The following is an 18,474-nucleotide window of genomic DNA, read 5'->3' as shown; positions in this document are numbered from 1 at the left end:
ATTTTATATTTAAAATCTTCTGCTCATTTGCAAAAGAGTATGGCTACATTTTCCTGTACTTAATTGCTATAAATGCAACATGGAATCTTCGTAAGAATACATCTCATATATGTATTGTTGTATTTATTTGACCTCATATCTATGTTTTTAAATAAATCCTAAAAAAAGCCTTTCATGGGTATGAAAGGCTAAAAAAAAAAAAAAAAAATAACTAACAAGTACTTTCTCTATTAACGCCATTTCAGGACATGATTCAACATGCAGCACATCGCTAAGCTGCATCTGAAAGACATCATATTTCGATTATAGTTTTTCATTGTTATGGCAAATTTATAAATATATTTTATAAATTCTATAGAATTTGTAGAGTTATTTTATAAAAAAAAGAAAATATTTACAAAGAGGTTGTAAATTAAGCCTTTACCGGCCAATAAAATTTACTAAATTTGAGAAAAAAAAATGAAAATAATTGCAATTAAAGCCAAAACAATACCCAAAAAATTCATTTTGGACAACTTCTCTTTGAAAAAAAGTACTCCAACGATACTTCCTAAAACTATAACCCCCATATTCATTCCTGCAAAAACAGTAGAAGGATTTTTAGAAAATGCTTTGTGTGCTTTAAGGTAAAACAATATATTTCCGAAATTAAAGAGTCCTACCAATCCTCCGAAAAGAATATTTTTAATTTCTAACTTTACTCTTTTCACTACAGCATTATAAATCACAATTACCAAAGAAATCAGTAAGGCGATACAAAAGACAATAAATAAAGAAGTTGTATAAGGCAGATCACTGTAAAGCGCAATTTGTTTAAAAAGGATATCAATTACTCCAAAACCTAATAAAACTAATGCAGGATAAATCCAGTTGTTCTTTTTATTATCGAAAGGCTTTTTCAAAATGAACAAAAGAGCTAAAAATCCAACCGCAAGCCCTATTACTTTATAAGAATTAAATTCTTCCTTAAAAAGAAACCAGGCTGCAAGTATCGGAATAAAAAGAGATAGTCGCTGAGCCGCATCGGTTTTTACTATGCCCATATGTTTGATCGAAGATGCTAAAAAAAGAAAAACAACTGGCAGCAAAACACCTATTGAAAGGTAAATATTCCAGGGTGCCTTTGCATTAACATCATCCAGATTTGGACTAAAAGTGAAATAACAAAATAAGAGTGCAAATACATAATTAAAAGTAATGATCTGAACCGGACGACAACTGTAATGACGAGTTATTTTAAAAATCACGCCTACTGTTACACTACAAATAATACTTAAAATCAGAAATAACATATTACTTATTTTTCAAATACAAAAATAGTGCTTAAAATCCTTGAAAAAAAATCCGGACAGATAATAAATCCTCCGGACAAATATTTAATTTCTATATTTTAGTTTTTAGCTGCTACTATACCTTTTTGCTTTCTGAAAAAAATATGGTGTGAATTGAAAACGAGTACAGCAATAAAAATAATACTATAAGCCAAAATCTGCAACGGTGTAATTTTCTCTTTATAAACGAAACAAGCGAGCCCAAAAGCAATCATTGGATTGATATTCAGCAACATTCCGACTGTTGAAGAATTGATTCCCGATAGTGCATATAAATTTAGGAACAATGGTATGATTGTAAAAAATATGGCTATCGTTTCAATACAAAAATAAAAAGTGAATTCTGTAGGTAGAGACCCACTATACACTGGATAAAACGGTAATAAAAATAAAGCAGCCAGCGTAATATGAAATGTCAGTACAATAAAGGTATCAAAACCTTTATTCACACGCTGGCTTACTAAGTAACAAGCATATGTAAATCCGATAATGACGCTAAAAAACATATCCATAATATCAGCATAGGATAACAACAAACAGCCCGAAATGCTTAGTCCTACTGCGAGCCATTGTGTTTTTTTCAATTTTTCGTGCAAAATAAAGTAAGCCAGGAGCGTTGTTAAAATAGGACAAACCAAATAAGCCAAAGAAGTCGCTTTTACACTAACATGGTTCATGACATAAATAAAAGTAAACCAGTTAGCCATCAGAAAAAAGCTTCCACCGATATTAAGTAAAATTGCATTTATTTTTTTGGAAGATGGTAAAGTCCTGAAAACTTCAATTGTCTGATTTATTTTTTTTCGCTTAAAGACAAATGAAATCAACAGCATTAAAATACTACAGCTAAAAACACGATAGAATAAAATATCCAGCGAAGCATATTCATGTATTGGTTTTAGCAGAAGGCTGAAAAAACCCCAGGTAGTGTAAGCTGTAATCGCAGCTAAATAATATTTTGTTGTTTTCATGGGATTTCTTGTTTGATATTTATATAGAGCAAATTTCTTAAAAATAATACAGCAATACAGATACAGTTTTTGTAAATTGCAGCAGAACAGTTTTTTTTTATGCGAAATTCAAATTACCTCTATTTACAGTTTGCTGATGTTATTGAAAAACAAATAAAATCAGGTCTTTTAAACGTTGGGGACAAACTGCCATCAATCCGGGAAGTTTGCGCTGAAACGGGCTACAGCATGAGCACAGTAAGCAAAGCGTATTACGAAATTGAAAGCCGGGCACTAATTGAATCAAGACCACAATCAGGTTACTACGTAAGCAATATATCGGCACGGATCGCTCCTGAGCCAACTCCCAGCTCCCCTATTCTGACCACTCGAAATATTGACCGTGAAGATTTAATCGATATGGTTTACGGAAATATGACCAGTACTACTGTCACAATGCTTTCACTAGGTTTTCCATCGAATGAACTTCTCCCAATAGCAAAACTCAATAAAGGAATGATTCAGGCGATGCGACAGCTGCCAAATAGCGGAACGAGTTATGAAGAAATGCAGGGAAATGTTAATCTTAGAAAAGAAATTGCCCGCTGGTCATTTAACTGGGGCGGTACTTTAACAGAAGAAGACATTATTACCACTCCCGGTTGTGTAAGTGCTATTTCGCATTGTTTGATGGCCGTAACAAAACCGGGCGATACAATTATTACAGAAAGTCCGGTTTATTTTGGTGTACTGCAGCTGGCCAAATCATTAGGTCTGCATGTAATGGAATTACCAACCAACATAACTACCGGAATTGAACTTGAAGCTTTAAAAAAAGCCATTTCAACAAAAAAAATAAAAGCCTGTGTATTGATGAGTAATTTCAGTAATCCATCAGGAAGTATGATGCCAAACGAACATAAGGAAGAAGTTGTTCGTTTGATGGAATTACACAATATTCCGTTAATTGAAGATGATATTCATGGTGATTTGTATTTTGGCTCAGCCAGGCCAACTAACTGCAAAACGTATGATAAAAGCGGAATTGTGATGTGCTGCAGTTCGGTTTCTAAAACTTTGGCACCAGGTTATCGTGTGGGCTGGGTTGTACCGGGAAAATTTAAAAAAGAAATATTACGGACAAAATTATATCACACCATCTCCTCTCCCACCATTACACATGAAGTTGTGGGTGATTTTCTAAAAAATGGCCGATATGAAAATCATCTTCGAAAAATTCGACAGATCCTCAATCATAACTGTAATAATTATATCAATACGATTTTAGAATCTTTCCCAAAAGGCACAAAAGTAAGCCAGCCTCAGGGCGGTTTTTTCCTTTGGATTGAACTTGATAAAAAAATAGATACTGCCGAATTTTATCATTTGGCAATGAAACATAATATCAGCATTGCTCCGGGACGTATTTTTTCTTTTCAGGATCAATTTTCAAATTGCATGCGACTGAGTTTTGGCTTGCCGTGGACCAATGAATTACGACATTCCATACAAACATTAGGTAAACTGGCCCAGCAAAATTTATAAGTATTTTGCTTGAAAATAAAAAAACCGGACAGTACAACTACTTACTGTCCGGTCAACAATTAAAACCAAGAATTAATTTACAACACGTAATAAGCGTTACTGTCCGCTTTTTTTGATTCTTCTTTTAGATCAAATTCTTTAATGATATCGAATTCGCTTTGATATTCATTCAGCATTTGTTTAATATTTTTTTCGATTGTATTTGCAATAGTCGTAACAGGCGTATCTGTTGGTCTGTTTTCGAAAGGATCCTGCAAATGAATCGCCATTTTTTCGATCAAAAAGAAAGCTCCGGCAATAGCCGTAATTAATGGAATTGCAAACCAGCTCAATACACTTGTTAAGCCAAAAGGCAGTAATAAAATAAACAAGCACAATGTTAATCTAATATACATACTGTAGGTTGTTGGGAAAATAGTATTCTTAATTCGTTCACATTTACCCATTTCATCACATAATCTCGAAAGTGTATTGTCAATTTCTACCTGTTGATACATATTAATACGCTTATCATTTTTTGCATTTCGAAGATCTCTTGCATGCAGCATCAAAATAGCATTTGGTACGTTTTGGTGATTTTTTATATACTTTATTTCTTCTTCACTCAAAAGGCCCTGAAGCGGTTTTATCGCATCCCGGTTACGAAGTGACTGCCCTAAGCTATAACACCATGCTATCTGCCTTTTAGCAAAATTCTCCTTAAATTCACTGGCCTCAACAGAAAAATCAGGGTCTTTGTAAAATGTCAGGACCTGACGAATTAACGTTCTTGAATCATTTACAACAGCTCCCCACACAATTCTGGCTTCCCACCATCTGTCATAAGCCTGGTTTGATTTAAAAGCTAATAACAACGATATAATGGTTCCAATCATGGTTGGAATCGCTATTGGAATATCTACGGGAAGCGTAACAAAATAGTGGTGAAAAACCTCAAATACTATAGTGTAGGCGGCTACAAGTCCAAGTTCTACTTTAATTTTCCCGAGAACGTACTTCATTGGTATTCTTTTCTTTAATAACATATTTTCGGTTTTAAATTATTATTCAACTAGTCCTTAGTAACTAGTGATCAGTCCTTAGTTTTTTTATATAACTAAAACAATATTTTTATCTTTTGCCTTGAAAAAATTTGATCCAACGAAAATTTAGTGCAATTCAAGGCTAATAGTCGTTACAAAGTAAACAGCTAAGGACTAATTTACTAAGGACTAAACACTAAGAAAAAAATCTAAACCAGCTCTTCGTATAATGAAAGTACCGGAAGTCCCAGTTTCTCATTAATATGCTGTTTTTTTACTTTTTTGAATTTGATTTTTTCTCCTTTGCGGGTTTCAACTAATAAATCAATCTCGTATTTTGAAATTGCTTCAGATAAAGGAGCTATATTTTCGTAATCTTCAGTTTTTGAAGTCTGGCTTACAATTTCATAAGAGAAATTTTCGTTTAAAAACTGCTGTACATCCTTAACATGCACATTAGCGCTGCTGGTTTCTATATAAAGTGCTTTGCTGAAATCTTTGAATTGTTCGTTACCCAAATGCAGAATAGGGCATTTTTGATTTCCTGCTAATTGTACGAGATATTGGTGGATACGTTTGGTTTCCTGTTTATAAGAATGTGGAAGAATAACTAATTTTATGGAGAAATTTTCAATCACCCTTCTAAAAATAGGTAATGAAAGTCCATATTGATTATGGATTTTAAGTTTACAGTTTTTAGTATGATCAATCAAATATCTGCATGTTGCTAAAACCTCTTCCTGGCTTTTAGTAAGTCCGGTTCGCATTTCACGCAAAAAATGAGATGATGAAAATGAATCCGGTGTTTCGGCAACCATCATCAAAATAATTTCACACTCCATTTTTTTTGACTGGCTGATTGCAGATTTTACAGCAGAAATTGTATCGTCTTTTAAAGTCGTAGGTATCAGGAAATTTTTCATATGTATAATCTTTTAGTTTATACAGACAAAATAACAACCTGATAATTAGAGAGGTCTTAATCTAAAATTAGAATTTTCTAAGATTCAACATTAGAATTTTTAATGTTCTTCTTTTTGTCTTTTGATTTTTTAAAAATAATCGTTACAATCGTGCCTTTATTCTGTTCCGATTGTACTTGTATTTCCCCATCATGCATGCGGATGATTTTGGAAGCCAAAGGAAGTCCTAAACCATAACCGATATATTTTGCTGCAATTTTACCACGGAAGAAAGGTTCGTATAAGTGCGGAATATCTTCTGGCGGAATGCCGATGCCGATATCATTTATCGAAATTTTAATCGCATCATTATTTGCGGAAAGCGCTACAAAAACTTCATTATTATCAGAGTATTTTACACCATTGGTAATAATATTGTTGATTGCCAGCTCTAAAAGTGGCTTATTACACGCAATTAATAGCAAATTAGAGTCTGTTGGGGCAAAATTAAGTTTAATACTAACACGATTGTCCGGAAAAATCTTATCCAGATCTGATTTTACCTCCAATAACAACTCATCAATTCGGGCAATATCCAAAACCTGTTTATTGCCATCATACCCTGTCTGAGTAAGCTTAAGGAGACTTTCAGTCAGGTTGCCTAATTTAGATGCCTGACTGTAGATATTTTCTAAAGACTGTACATATTCTTCTTTTTCACGCTCTTTTAAAAGCATAATTTCAGCTTCGGCAATTATGGTTGTAATAGGCGTTTTTAGTTCATGGGATGCATTATTGATAAAATTCGCCTGAATTTCAAAAGAAGTTTCCAACCGGTCTAACATATCGTTAAAAGTATGTGTCAGATCTGAAATTTCATCTGAGTTTTTAACCTCCGGTAATCTGTTATGAAGGTTTGAAGCACTGATTCTGTTTACTTCTTTAGTAATTCTGGCTACCGGGTTAATAACACGTTTTGCCAGAAATCGTCCTAATATGAAAGCCAGAAATATAAATCCGATGCCTCCAAAAAGTAATATTTTCACAATGTAAACGGTTGTGGTTTTTCCTCTACGGTCACGAGCACCAACAATTACAATATATTTTTGATTCCTTTCTGTAAAAACCTGCCCGAGATAATATTTGCTGTTAATTTCAAAATAATCTTTTCCGGTCTGAAGAATATTAGAATAAAATTGGTTGGGCAGATTCAGTTTTGTATTATAATCAAAACTATTCGCACTGTTTATTTTAAGAACATATTCTTCTTCTTCGATAAGTTCTTCGAGTCCGTTTTTCTTTAAATTACTGTAATATTTTATTTTTTCAGGATCATGCTGAAAATGAATAGAAGCCACAATTTTCGATCGGTCTTCGAGCCTTTTTAAGAAATGGTAGCGGTTATTTTCCCTGAATAAAACGAATACTATGACACTCAATAGCAAAGTACTAAAGGTAGAAAGTGCTACGTAAGTAAAAGTAATTCTCTTTCTGATATCCATTTTATAACTGTATAACGTAACCTAAACCTTTCATGGTATGAATAAGTTTAGTTTTGTAAGGTTTGTCTATTTTTTTCTTAAATAGGTGATATAAACATCTACAACATTTGTATTCATATCAAAATTGATATCCCAGACATTATCTAAAATCTGATCCCTTGAGACTATTCTGCCTGTGTTTTTTGCTAAATAATATAATAATTTAAATTCCTTAGCCGTTAAAACAATCGGTTCGCCATCGCGTTTTACTGTTTTGGCTTTGCCGTTTATTTCGAGATCACCAATTATTATCGTATCCACTTTTTCCGTATCCTGATGGGCTCTTCGGTTTAAAGCATTAACCCTTGCATCGAGTTCTCCAAATTTAAATGGCTTCACCAGATAATCATCCGCACCCGCATTGAGTCCGGTTACAATATTTTCTGAAGTTCCAAGCGCTGTTAAAAGCAAAATTGGAACGAAATTTTTGGCGGCACGCAATCTTCTGCAAATTTCGATTCCGTTAATATCCGGCAGCATTACATCCAAAACTACTACATCAAAAGTATAATTATAAATCATTTCTAATGCTGTTGTACCGTCAAGGGCCACGCTGACATCGTTATTATTTTCAGCGAATCCTTTGCGTAAAATAGAAAGTAGATTTGGTTCGTCTTCGACTATGAGTAATTTCATCAGAATATTTGTATTGAAGCAAAAATAAGCATTGAATCGCAAAATAGGTTACTAAACTTAAAATAAAAAACCTGACAACACTACTGTTATCAGGTTTTTTTAAATTTTAGCAATTATAATTTACTAATATAACTTCCGTACATATCTTTAAACTGATGTCCGGTTGCAAAACGGTCTTTGCTTAGTTTTTTATATTCTACCAACGCCCATAAAACAAATTCTTTCATGAAATAAAGATCCTTTTTATCCAGTTGCGGCTGGTATTTTTTGATCAGAACATCCAAAGGTGTTACTTCATCTAATATAGCCTGATATTCAGCGTCTGAAGCTTCATCTAACAATTCGAAACCGCTTTCTGCAAAAAACCATTCTATTAAATCAGAATAAGGTGTCTTTTCTCCTTGTTTTTCTAATTTTTCAATTTTCGGAAAATAATCTGCAAACAACGTTTTAATTGCAGAACCAATTAAATTCTGTGCTACCGCTGCAGCTCCCTCCTGCTCACCTTCGTAAACCAATTCTACTTTTCCGGTAATCGCCGGAATGATTCCGATAAAGTCTGATAAGCGAAGTGTAGTTTTATCAGCACCTGAAATTAAGGCACGACGCTCAGCAGTACTAATTAGGTTTTCAAAAGCCGTAATGCTCATTCTGGCACTCACACCACTTTTATTGTCTATATATTCGCTTTCACGGGCTTCAAAACTAATTTGTTCTAAAATATCCCTTGCCAAGTCTGGAACATAAACAGTGTCTGCCTGATTCTGGTCTAATTTAGATTCCTGCTCGGTAATGGTTTTGGCAATCGCTACACTTTCCGGATAATGTGTCAGGATTTGGGATCCAATTCTGTCTTTTAAAGGCGTTACAATACTTCCACGATTTGTGTAATCTTCAGGGTTTGCTGTAAAAATAAACTGCATATCAAGCGGCATTCTCAATTTAAAACCTCTAATCTGAATATCGCCTTCCTGTAAAATATTAAATAGTGCAACCTGAATTCTGGCTTGTAAATCCGGTAATTCATTAATCACAAAAATACAGCGATTCGCTCTCGGAATCATTCCGAAATGAATAACACGATCATCTGCATATGATAATTTTAAATTAGCTGCTTTAATTGGGTCAACGTCTCCGATCAAATCGGCTACTGTAACATCCGGAGTGGCCAATTTCTCGAAGAAACGATCGTTCCGGTGTAGCCATGAAATTGGAGTTTCATCGCCTTTCTCAGCAATTAAATCTTTTGCAAAGCGGGAAATTGGATTTAGCGGATCATCATTAATTTCTGAACCGGCAACAAACGGAATATTTTCATCTAATAACTCAACCATTTTACGTGCTAAACGTGTTTTTGCCTGTCCGCGAAGCCCCAGTAAATTGATATTATGACGAGACAGAATTGCACGTTCAAGTTCAGGAATTACGGTATTTTCAAATCCGTGCACACCTTCAAAAACAGGTTTACCGGATTTAATTTTTTCACGAAGATTGTTTCGCAATTCGTCCTTAATACTGGTGCTTTTATATCCTGCAGCTTTTAATTGACCTAATGTTTTTATATTGTTTATTTCCATTTTTTATTGAAATATCGATTTGTTGTTTAATTATTATGGATTGTTTTAGATGCACTGCTTTACAATCTCTACAGGGAAATCTTTAAAACCTTTGAAACTTATTTAACTCTCTTTTTCCTATTCGTTTCATAATCTTCAAAAATCATTTCTCCAAGACCTTTCAGTCCGGTGTAAAATGCTTTTCCCTGATTGGCTTCGGTAAAATGATTTACAAATCGCTGCAAATAAGGATCCCTTGCAATCATGAAAGTCGTAATCGGGATGTGTAATTTTCTCGCCTGCTGCGCCTGAGTGTAACATTTATCCACAATATACTCATCCAGACCATTGCTGTTCATATAATAAGAACCATCACGCTCGCGCACACAGCTTGGTTTCCCGTCTGTAATCATGAAAATCTGTTTATTGGTATTTCTCTTTCTACGCAAAATATCCATCGCTAACTGCAATCCTGCAACTGTATTGGTATGATAAGGTCCAACCTGAAGATAAGGTAAATCTTTAATCGGAATTGTCCAGGCATCGTTTCCAAAAACCAGAATGTCTAATGTATCTTTTGGATAACGCGTCGTAATTAATTCTGCCAAAGCCATAGCTACTTTTTTGGCAGGTGTAATTCGGTCTTCGCCATACAAAATCATACTATGACTGATGTCAATCATCAAAACCGTACTCATTTGTGCTTTGAATTGTGTTTCTTCGACAACCAGATCATTTTCGGTCAGCATGAAACTTTCAACACCGTTATTGATTTGTGCGTTTCTGAGACTTTCTGTCAATGAAATACGCTCTAAACCATCACCAAAATTAAATTCACGAAATTCTCCAGTATGCTCGTCACCGTTTCCGGCATGTTTGGTTTTATGACTACCGTTTCCGGCACGTTTTAAATTCCCGAAAATCTGATCTAAAGCCTGCTGACGAATTGCACGTTCTGTTTTTGCCGTGATTCCAAAACCAGATGTACCGTCAGGTTTTGCTTCGTCTTTTATATAACCTTTCTTTTTTAAGTCTTCGATAAAATCATCGATTGTGTAGTTTTCATCAGTGAGTTTATACTCCTTATCCAGCTCACGGAGCCAGTCTATAGCTTCATCAAAATCACCAGAAGTATGGGTAATCAGCTCCTTGAAAATACCAAAAAGCTTTTCAAACGGAGACTGAAAAGGCGCTTCGTAAGTCTTAAAATAAAAACCTTTTTTAAATTCGTTTTTCATAATTCTAAAATTAATCTTTTTTGGAACTATGAAAAAAGAAACGGTTATTAATTTTTAGTTAAAGTATTGATTAAAAACCATTAGAAATCAACGGTAATACTGACAATTATTTAAATTCCATCCAAATAAAACCACTCTCCGTTTTCAAATTTAAAAGTTGAAAACTCATGATGAATTTGCGGTTTTTGATTTTCATCCAAAAAATAGGCATTAAACTCCACCTCATTCTCCGTGAAAAATAAAATTTCAAGTTGGCGCCATTTATTACTTGTTGCCCATTTCAGAATTTCAGCTTTTGAGTACTGTTTTCTTTCAGAAATATAAGTGGTTTCCAAAAGATAATCGGCATTATGAGTGGCATAAGCCGAATATCTGGATCGCATTAAAGCCAGGGCTGTTGGCGCTTTTTGATTATTTTGAAGGTATAATCCGCAACATTTCTCAAAAGGCAATCCTGTATCACAGAAACACGCTTTATTCTCCATCAACTGGTTCTTCTCCATTAATTTTTACATGAAGCTGATTCAATAAAACCTGGTATCGGGTTATTTCACGTACTTCTTCATCTTCTTCAGCAAAATCAATCATTTCATCTAACACTTCACTTACTTCAAGCAGTTTATTATTAGCTTCTCTGCTGTTTTCTGCTGCAATCAGATCAATAATTTCCTGTACACTTGCTTTTAAAGTTTCGAATTTATTACTCATTTTTTTGTTGTTTATTTTGTTTAAGGTTTAAAGTTTCAGGTCAACTTGGAACATGAAACTTTAAACTAATATCTTACTCTTCGTTTTTATTTTCGTTAAACTTCTTTACAATTTCTTTCAGCCTTTCTTTGCGTGCCAATTCAGCTTGTTTTGCTTTTACCTGGGTTTTGTGCAATTTGTCATTATGCTTTTTGATATTTCGTTCGTTATTGCGCCCCATTATATTTCTCTTTTAATTTGTTCTAAACTTTTCTCCGTATAAATTAATTCGTTGATAATCTGTTTTCGCAGATTATCAATATCGTCATGATCAAAATATTTTGCCCACGAAGTCAATTGCTGGAGATTCCTTACTTGCTTTAATCTTTTTGCTGTTTCAAAACTAGTCCTTAAAATTGCTTTACCATCATATTCCGGATTGTTCTTGTGTTCATAATTCGCAAGATTGTTTTCGAAATCAGCTTTAAGGTAATACAATTTCTCTTCAGCATTATCGGGATAAAATTCTTCCCATTTTGCAAAACCTATTTTAGTTTTAGATTCCGTTTCAGGATTCCGGGCTATCAAACGCCATTTACTATTAGCCAGTCTTCCCCAATGATTCGAAACGCGGTACATTCCTTCTTCAGTGTAATAGTATGTACTTCCAGCCTTACTTTCGAATTGCTTTTTCAAACCTTCAATTTGACTTGGAAGCACTTCACTAAAAACACAAAATGTATTTTTGAAGGAATTCGGATGTGGCTTAAAATTTTTCTGCATGTGCAAATATACTCAGATTGTCACGAACTCCCTAAAACAAACCTAAATTGATTAACTTTGCAACTTCAATTTAAAACAAAAAAAACGATGTCTAAAGATTCAGAACAAAAAATGCCCCAAAAAGGAGTTTTTACAGGTATTATCGAAAAAGATGAAAACAATAATTATTTCTGCGGTGTATATCTTTTAGACTATAAAATGGTTCAGGCAAAATTTAAAGAGGGCGATTGGATTACAATAAAATCTGTTATTGAAAACCCAAGTGATATGAGCTATAAACAATATCCTAAAAAATCAAGAAACTTCGACAAAGCCAACCATAAACCAGAATAATTTTGTTTCATGTTACAGGTAAGACATTTTAAATTGCTATTACACGGGATTTAAATATTATGTTCGCAAAGTTTTGTATTGATAAAGCTTTGAGAACTTTTCTTTTTTATTAAGCCACTAAAAACCTTAGCGTTCTTTGAAGCTAAAACAACCTGGCAATAACAGTTAACATTTAATAAACCAACTTTCCCGAATATTTTTTATATGAAAACTAAAAAGTTAAAAAAAGTGTACCTTTGCAAAAAATTTGTCGATTTGAACTAACTAATATCGATTTCAAACTAATAGACAAGTAGTTACCTTTTATTTATGAAAAAAATAGTTGAATACCGTAAGTTACTAAACGTAGAGAAAACTGTAGAGCTAAAAGATTTAAAAACCATTTATCGTAATGCGATGAAAGAAGCTCACCCTGACAAATTTCAGGGAGATGATGCTGGTTTAAAAGCTGCAGAAGAAAAAAGCAAAACGATCATTGAAGCTTACCACTTTTTAGTAAGCATACATCCAGATACCATTAAGATTAACTTACCTGAGTACACAGAAACAATTTCGACTTGTACTATTACAGATTTCAAATTTGTTGAAGGGCGTTTAATTATTGATTTTTCTAATGGAAGCGTTTACGAATATATTAGCGTTCCTAAAGCTACTTATGTAAAAATGGTAAATGCAGATTCTCCTGCCAGATTTGCCAAAAGACACATTTTGAACTCTTTTACATGGAGAAAGAAAACAAATCAGGAATAAAATTCCATTATATATTATTTTAAAAGCATTCTGATGACAGAATGCTTTTTTTATGCTCAAAAATACCAAATTGTTTAATTTGATTCTGAATAACGAAAGAATTATTTGTTTTATCACGTTTCAGAAACCAGTAAACACTTAACTACAAGCCTTTTAAAATAAAAAAAACTATAACAAAATTTTAGGTAGTAAAATTATTGATGTTCTATATTTTTAAATACTTTTGTTGCGCAAATCAATTAACTAATTAATTTTTTATAATGAAAAAAATATTTTTTACTTACCGCTTCTGCAGCGATAATTTCTTGCAGCAAAGTTAAAGACGGAGAATTCCTTATTACCGGAACTGCAAAAGGAATTGAGAACGGAAAAACAATAATCCTTCAGGGGCAGGATCCAACAACAATGGCTGTTTTACCATTAGATACTGTAAAAGTTGAAAATGGAAAATTTGAAATAAAAGGAAAAGTTACTGAACCTGCTTTTCACACTTTAATAATTCAGGATTTACAAGGTCCAATTCCGTTTATCTTAGAAACCGGTGAAATTAAAATTGAAGTGGATAAAGACAGTATTCATAAATCAAAAATTTCAGGAACTTACAGTAATGATGAGTATGTTAAGTTCAACGAAGATGTCACAAAAGTTCAAAAAAGACTAATTGACTTTCAGAAAAAAATACTCAGGCTATGCAGACTGCTCAACAAAAACAAGATACAGCAGTTATTAATGGTTTAATGAAAGAATATATGGCTATTCAAACTGATGTTCAGGCTGAATCTAAAAAGAAATATACAGCTTACGCTGAAACACATCCAAAATCATTTATTTCAGTTTTAATTGTTCAAAGTCTGATCAATGACCCAAGCTCTGATTTCAAAAAATCAGAAGGTTTATACAACTCTTTGGATGAGTCTTTAAAAAACACTAAGCCAGGAAAAGCAATTAAAGAAAAAATTGGCCAAATGAAATTGCCTGCTGTAGGTGCATCTGCTCCTCCTGTTGGCAGCGCTAAATGAAGGTCAGATTTTTCAGCTCCTAATCCGGAAGGCAAAACAGTATCGCTTAAAGAAAGTTTAGGAAAAGTAACAATTGTAGATTTTTGGGCTTCATGGTGTGGACCATGCAGAAAAGAAAATCCTAATGTGGTAGCCATTTACAAAGAACTTCATTCAAAAGGGTTAAACATCATTGGTGTTTCACTAGATAAGGAAGCATCAGCCTGGAAAGAAGCCATTGCAAAAGACAATTTAACATGGAGACACGTTTCTAACTTAAAATTCTGGGATGAACCAATTGCAAAGCAATATGGTGTTGAATCTATCCCTGCAACCTTTATACTTGATTCATCAGGTAAGATCGTTGCACAAGACTTAAGAGGTCCTGAATTAAGAGCAAAAGTTTTAGAACTTTTAGAAAAATAAGCAAAATACAATACAAACAAAAAAACTCCGGATTTTCATCTGGAGTTTTTTTGTTTGTATACTTAAAAAGTAATTTATTTTATTACTTTACAAATTCAATTTTTTGAGCTTCTTCTTCGTTAACGCTATCAAAGAACCCTTGTTCATTCATCCAGTCATCACTAAATACTTTACTCATATAACGAGAACCATGATCTGGGAATATAGCAATAATATTACTTTCTTTAGTAAATTCGCCTTCTTCTGCGTATTGTTTAATGGCCTGCATTACTGCACCCGAAGTATACCCAACAAACAATCCTTCTTTACGTGTGATTTCCCTTGCGGTATGAGCACTTTCTTCATCCGTTACTTTCATAAACTTATCGATAATATCGAAATCAGTTGCTGAAGGAATTAAATTCTTACCTAAACCTTCAATACGGTACGGATAAATCTCTTTAGTATCAAATTCTCTTGTTTCGTGGTATTTTTTCAAAACCGATCCAAAAGCATCAACACCTAAGATTTTAATGTTTGGATTTTGCTCTTTTAAGTATTTTGCAGTTCCTGAGATTGTCCCTCCTGTTCCGCTACAAGCAATTAAGTGTGTAATCTGACCTTTGGTTTGCTGCCAGATTTCCGGTCCGGTAGTATTATAATGCGCATCAATATTTAGCTGATTAAAATATTGATTAATATAAACAGAACCTTTTGTCTCTTCATGCAAACGTTTTGCAACGTTATAATAAGATCTTTCATCATCTGCTGAAACGTGAGCAGGGCACACATATACTTTTGCACCTAAACTCCTCAGCATATCAATTTTATCTTTGGATGATTTTGAACTTACTGCCAATATGCAGTTGTAGCCTTTTATAATGCTCACCATAGCCAAACTAAAACCTGTGTTTCCAGATGTCGTTTCGATTATGGTATCACCTGGAGACAAAATCCCTCTTCTCTCCGCTTCTTCAATGATATATAATGCTATCCTATCTTTTGACGAATGTCCCGGATTAAAAGCTTCTACCTTTGCGTAGAAATTGCCTTCTAGCCCTTCGGTGACTTTATTTAGCTTAATAAGTGGGGTGTTACCTATTAACTCTAAAACATTATTATAAGCATTTATTTCTTCTTTCATAAAAAAATAGTTAATCAAGGGTAATTTTTTTGATAACCCCGATAGGTTGCAAATTTAACAAAAAATTTCTAATTAGCTTTGAATTTTCTCTAAATCTAATAAAAAACTAAATTCCTTTGCTAGGTCTTTTAAAGCCTGAAAACGTCCTGAAGCCCCTCCATGACCAGCATCCATATTAGTATCCAGAAACAATACATTATCGTTTGTTTTTAGATTTCTAAGTTTTGCCACCCATTTAGCAGGCTCCCAGTATTGAACCTGAGAATCATGTAATCCGGTAGAGACATACATATTAGGATATTTTTGCTCTTTTACATTATCATACGGCGAATAGGATAACATATAATCATAATATTTTTTATTGTTTGGGTTGCCCCATTCGTCATATTCCCCTGTTGTCAATGGAATACTATCATCAAGCATTGTTGTCACAACATCTACAAAAGGAACCTGAGCAATAACCCCATTATACAATTCCGGTGCCTCATTCGCTATAACTCCCATCAAAAGTCCTCCTGCAGAACCTCCTTCTGCATACAAATGTTTCGCAGAAGTATATTTCTCGTTTATTACAAATTTAGAGCAATCGATGAAATCTGTAAAGGTATTTTTCTTTTTTAACAGTTTTCCATCTTCGTACCATTGTCTTCCTAAGTCTTCACCTCCCCTTATATGAGCGATTGCGTACACAAATCCGCGATCAAGTAAAGAAAGCCTTGTTGAAGAAAAATAGGTTTCCATCGTAATCCCATAAGATCCATATGCATAAAGCAGCAACGGATTTTTACCATTTTTCTCCAATCCTTTGCGGTAAACCATCGAAATAGGGATTTTCACGCCATCTCTGGCAGTTGCCCAGACTCTTTCTTCGATGTAATTGTTTTTATCAAATTTCCCTCCTAAAACCTCTTGTTCTTTTAATACTTCTTTGGTTTTGGTTTTCATATTAAAATCAATTACAGATGACGGTGTTGCTAGCGATTGGTAGCTATAACGCAATACATCTGTATCAAAATCAATATTGGTTGTGGTATAGGCGTTATAAGTTTCACTTCCAAACGGCAAATAATAATCCGGCTCCCCATTCCACGGCATTATCCGGATGTGATTTAATCCATTCGAACGCTCCTCTACTACTAAATAATTTTTGAATATTTCAATGTCTTCCAACAAAACGTCCTCCCGATGCGGAATAAGATCTTTCCAGAATTTTTTTTCGGTTCTGTTTTCAGGCGTTTTCATCAGCTTAAAATTCGTCGCCTTGTCTTTATTTGTCAAAATATAAAACGAATCTTCGTAATGAGAAATACTATATTCCAAACCACGAACACGAGTCTGGAACACTTCAAATTCACCATCGGGATTATCAGAATTTAAAATTCTGTATTCAGTTGTTAAAGTACTTCCTGAACCAATCACGATATATTTTCTGGATTTTTCTTTGCTTATCGAAACATTAAATGTATCATCGGTTTCATTGAAAACCAAAATATCCGCTGCAGAATCTGAATTTAATTTATGCCTGAATACTTTATCTGACCGTAAGGTTACTTCGTCTTGTCTGACATAGAAAATAGTATTGTTATCATTTGCCCAAACCGATTCCCCGGTTACATTTTCGATTTTCTCGGACAGGATTTCTCCTGTTTCCAAATTTTTAATCTGAATGGTGTAAATTCTTCTTCCTACAATATCAACACTAAAAGTGGCAAATTTGTTATCCGGACTAACACTTAAGCCACCTAATTTAAAATACGCATGACCTTTTGCCAATTCGTTACAATTAAACATAATCTCTTCTTCAGCAGAAAGACTTCTTTTTTTCTTGAGAAAATGGGATAATCCTGTCCTGTTTCAAAACGGGTAATATAATAATAACCATTGTAAAAGTAAGGAACAGACGAATCATCTTCCTTAATTCTTGCTTTCATTTCCTCATACAAAGATCCCTGTAAATCTTTCGTATGCGCAGTCATTTTTTGATAATAATCGTTTTCCTTATTCAGGTAATCAATAACTTCAGGATTCTCTCTGTCATTTAGCCAGAAATAATTATCAATGCGGGTTTCTTTATGCTTTTTTAATGATTTTGGAATTTCTTTTGCTTTTGGAGCTACTATATCGTTTAGCATTTATTTAATTAGGCATTAGTTTTTAAATATAAAGAGCAAAAATAACACAATCACAACAGAACGAAAATTAATTTTTTCATAAAATATTCTATTGTTTTCATATAGCAATATACTAATTTTGTATGAAATAATTTAAAATAAGCAAAAATGGATTTAATGGGAATGATGGGCAAACTTAAAGAAACCCAGCAAAAGATTGAAGATACAAAAAAACGCCTGGATACTGTTTTAATTGACGAACAAAGCGCTGACGGATTATTGAAAATTACTATTACAGCCAGCCGAAAAATAAAAACTGTTTCTATCGATGATTCATTGCTTGAAGATAAAGAACAGTTAGAGGATTATTTAATTGTAACCATGAATAAAGCTATCGAAAAAGCAACAAGCGTAAACGAGCAAGAACTTGATGCAGTTGCAAAAATGGATATGCCGATGATTCCTGGAATGGATAATCTTTTTAAATAATAAAAGTTATGAGTTAGAAGTTGTTAGTTAAAAGTTTTGAATCATTTAACCTT

At 33.6% G+C, this 18,474-nt stretch carries 19 protein-coding genes and 2 pseudogenes; 7 read left to right on the top strand and 14 right to left on the bottom strand.

Annotated features, from left to right (window positions below):
* Positions 1 to 440 precede the first annotated feature (440 nt).
* Positions 441 to 1,292 carry a DMT family transporter gene (locus P5P89_RS16850; RefSeq protein ID WP_278009361.1) on the bottom strand — a complete coding sequence of 284 codons (852 nt, stop codon included), beginning with the start codon at positions 1,290 to 1,292 and terminating at the stop codon, positions 441 to 443.
* Positions 1,293 to 1,390: 98 nt separating this feature from the next.
* Complete coding sequence (locus P5P89_RS16845) at positions 1,391 to 2,302, bottom strand: EamA family transporter (RefSeq protein ID WP_278009360.1); 912 nt, start codon at positions 2,300 to 2,302, stop codon at positions 1,391 to 1,393.
* Between the two features lie 99 nt (positions 2,303 to 2,401).
* On the opposite strand from P5P89_RS16845, the gene P5P89_RS16840 reads away from it, so the two are divergent.
* Positions 2,402 to 3,826: an aminotransferase-like domain-containing protein gene (locus P5P89_RS16840; protein ID WP_278009359.1), complete on the top strand. Its 1,425-nt coding sequence runs from the start codon at positions 2,402 to 2,404 to the stop codon at positions 3,824 to 3,826.
* 77 nt (positions 3,827 to 3,903) lie between these two features.
* Here P5P89_RS16840 and P5P89_RS16835 read toward each other — a convergent pair whose 3' ends face one another.
* The 10 genes from P5P89_RS16835 to P5P89_RS16790 form a co-directional block, all read right to left on the bottom strand.
* Positions 3,904 to 4,851 (bottom strand): bestrophin family protein, encoded by a 948-nt coding sequence (locus P5P89_RS16835; RefSeq protein WP_340696490.1) that lies wholly within the window; start codon positions 4,849 to 4,851, stop codon positions 3,904 to 3,906.
* 206 nt (positions 4,852 to 5,057) lie between these two features.
* Positions 5,058 to 5,771 carry a hypothetical protein gene (locus P5P89_RS16830; protein ID WP_278009357.1) on the bottom strand — a complete coding sequence of 238 codons (714 nt, stop codon included), beginning with the start codon at positions 5,769 to 5,771 and terminating at the stop codon, positions 5,058 to 5,060.
* Between the two features lie 77 nt (positions 5,772 to 5,848).
* Positions 5,849 to 7,252, bottom strand: coding sequence for a sensor histidine kinase (locus P5P89_RS16825; RefSeq protein ID WP_278009356.1), 1,404 nt, complete (start codon positions 7,250 to 7,252; stop codon positions 5,849 to 5,851).
* 66 nt (positions 7,253 to 7,318) lie between these two features.
* Complete coding sequence (locus P5P89_RS16820) at positions 7,319 to 7,927, bottom strand: response regulator transcription factor (RefSeq protein ID WP_278009355.1); 609 nt, start codon at positions 7,925 to 7,927, stop codon at positions 7,319 to 7,321.
* A gap of 113 nt (positions 7,928 to 8,040) precedes the next feature.
* Positions 8,041 to 9,504 carry an AAA family ATPase gene (locus tag P5P89_RS16815; protein WP_278009354.1) on the bottom strand — a complete coding sequence of 488 codons (1,464 nt, stop codon included), beginning with the start codon at positions 9,502 to 9,504 and terminating at the stop codon, positions 8,041 to 8,043.
* A gap of 98 nt (positions 9,505 to 9,602) precedes the next feature.
* Positions 9,603 to 10,721, bottom strand: coding sequence for a vWA domain-containing protein (locus P5P89_RS16810; protein WP_278009353.1), 1,119 nt, complete (start codon positions 10,719 to 10,721; stop codon positions 9,603 to 9,605).
* Between the two features lie 110 nt (positions 10,722 to 10,831).
* Positions 10,832 to 11,224, bottom strand: coding sequence for a YchJ family protein (locus P5P89_RS16805; RefSeq protein ID WP_278009352.1), 393 nt, complete (start codon positions 11,222 to 11,224; stop codon positions 10,832 to 10,834).
* Entirely contained in the window at positions 11,196 to 11,429 is a 234-nt protein-coding gene (locus P5P89_RS16800; protein WP_278009351.1) for a hypothetical protein, read from the bottom strand. Before P5P89_RS16800 ends, P5P89_RS16805 begins: the two co-directional genes overlap by 29 nt.
* A 73-nt stretch (positions 11,430 to 11,502) precedes the next feature.
* Complete coding sequence (locus tag P5P89_RS16795; protein WP_278009350.1) at positions 11,503 to 11,649, bottom strand: hypothetical protein; 147 nt, start codon at positions 11,647 to 11,649, stop codon at positions 11,503 to 11,505.
* Positions 11,649 to 12,191, bottom strand: coding sequence for a hypothetical protein (locus tag P5P89_RS16790; RefSeq protein ID WP_278009349.1), 543 nt, complete (start codon positions 12,189 to 12,191; stop codon positions 11,649 to 11,651). Before P5P89_RS16790 ends, P5P89_RS16795 begins: the two co-directional genes overlap by 1 nt.
* An 87-nt stretch (positions 12,192 to 12,278) precedes the next feature.
* Here P5P89_RS16790 and P5P89_RS16785 point away from each other — a divergent pair, with 87 nt between their 5' ends.
* From P5P89_RS16785 to P5P89_RS16765, 5 genes and pseudogenes are all read left to right on the top strand, one after another.
* Positions 12,279 to 12,524: a hypothetical protein gene (locus P5P89_RS16785; RefSeq protein WP_278009348.1), complete on the top strand. Its 246-nt coding sequence runs from the start codon at positions 12,279 to 12,281 to the stop codon at positions 12,522 to 12,524.
* Positions 12,525 to 12,833: 309 nt separating this feature from the next.
* Positions 12,834 to 13,274, top strand: a complete 441-nt coding sequence (locus P5P89_RS16780; protein ID WP_025572025.1) for a KTSC domain-containing protein — start codon at positions 12,834 to 12,836, stop codon at positions 13,272 to 13,274.
* 297 nt (positions 13,275 to 13,571) lie between these two features.
* The gene (locus P5P89_RS16775; RefSeq protein WP_340696550.1) at positions 13,572 to 14,012 is read left to right on the top strand and encodes a DUF4369 domain-containing protein; all 441 of its coding nucleotides are present in this window, start codon (positions 13,572 to 13,574) and stop codon (positions 14,010 to 14,012) included.
* 11 nt (positions 14,013 to 14,023) lie between these two features.
* Entirely contained in the window at positions 14,024 to 14,293 is a 270-nt protein-coding gene (locus tag P5P89_RS16770) for a hypothetical protein (protein ID WP_278009347.1), read from the top strand.
* 66 nt (positions 14,294 to 14,359) lie between these two features.
* Positions 14,360 to 14,698: pseudogene (locus tag P5P89_RS16765) on the top strand (peroxiredoxin family protein); the annotation flags it as partial.
* Positions 14,699 to 14,780: 82 nt separating this feature from the next.
* On the opposite strand, the gene capA reads toward P5P89_RS16765, so the two are convergent.
* Together capA and P5P89_RS16755 are read right to left on the bottom strand one after the other, a co-directional pair.
* On the bottom strand, positions 14,781 to 15,821 hold the full coding sequence (gene capA, locus P5P89_RS16760; RefSeq protein ID WP_278009346.1) for a cysteate synthase: 1,041 nt from the start codon (positions 15,819 to 15,821) through the stop codon (positions 14,781 to 14,783).
* A gap of 72 nt (positions 15,822 to 15,893) precedes the next feature.
* Positions 15,894 to 17,953 (bottom strand): annotated as a pseudogene (locus P5P89_RS16755) (S9 family peptidase).
* Positions 17,954 to 18,100: 147 nt separating this feature from the next.
* On the opposite strand from P5P89_RS16755, the gene P5P89_RS16750 reads away from it, so the two are divergent.
* A complete protein-coding gene (locus tag P5P89_RS16750; protein ID WP_278009345.1) occupies positions 18,101 to 18,421 on the top strand; it encodes a YbaB/EbfC family nucleoid-associated protein in 321 nt (106 codons plus the stop codon).
* Positions 18,422 to 18,474: the final 53 nt, after the last annotated feature.

This window comes from Flavobacterium gyeonganense (genome assembly GCF_029625295.1).
Classification (GTDB): domain Bacteria; phylum Bacteroidota; class Bacteroidia; order Flavobacteriales; family Flavobacteriaceae; genus Flavobacterium; species Flavobacterium gyeonganense.
Note: the sequence above shows the minus strand (reverse complement) of the source record. Positions and strands in the feature narration are given on the sequence as shown.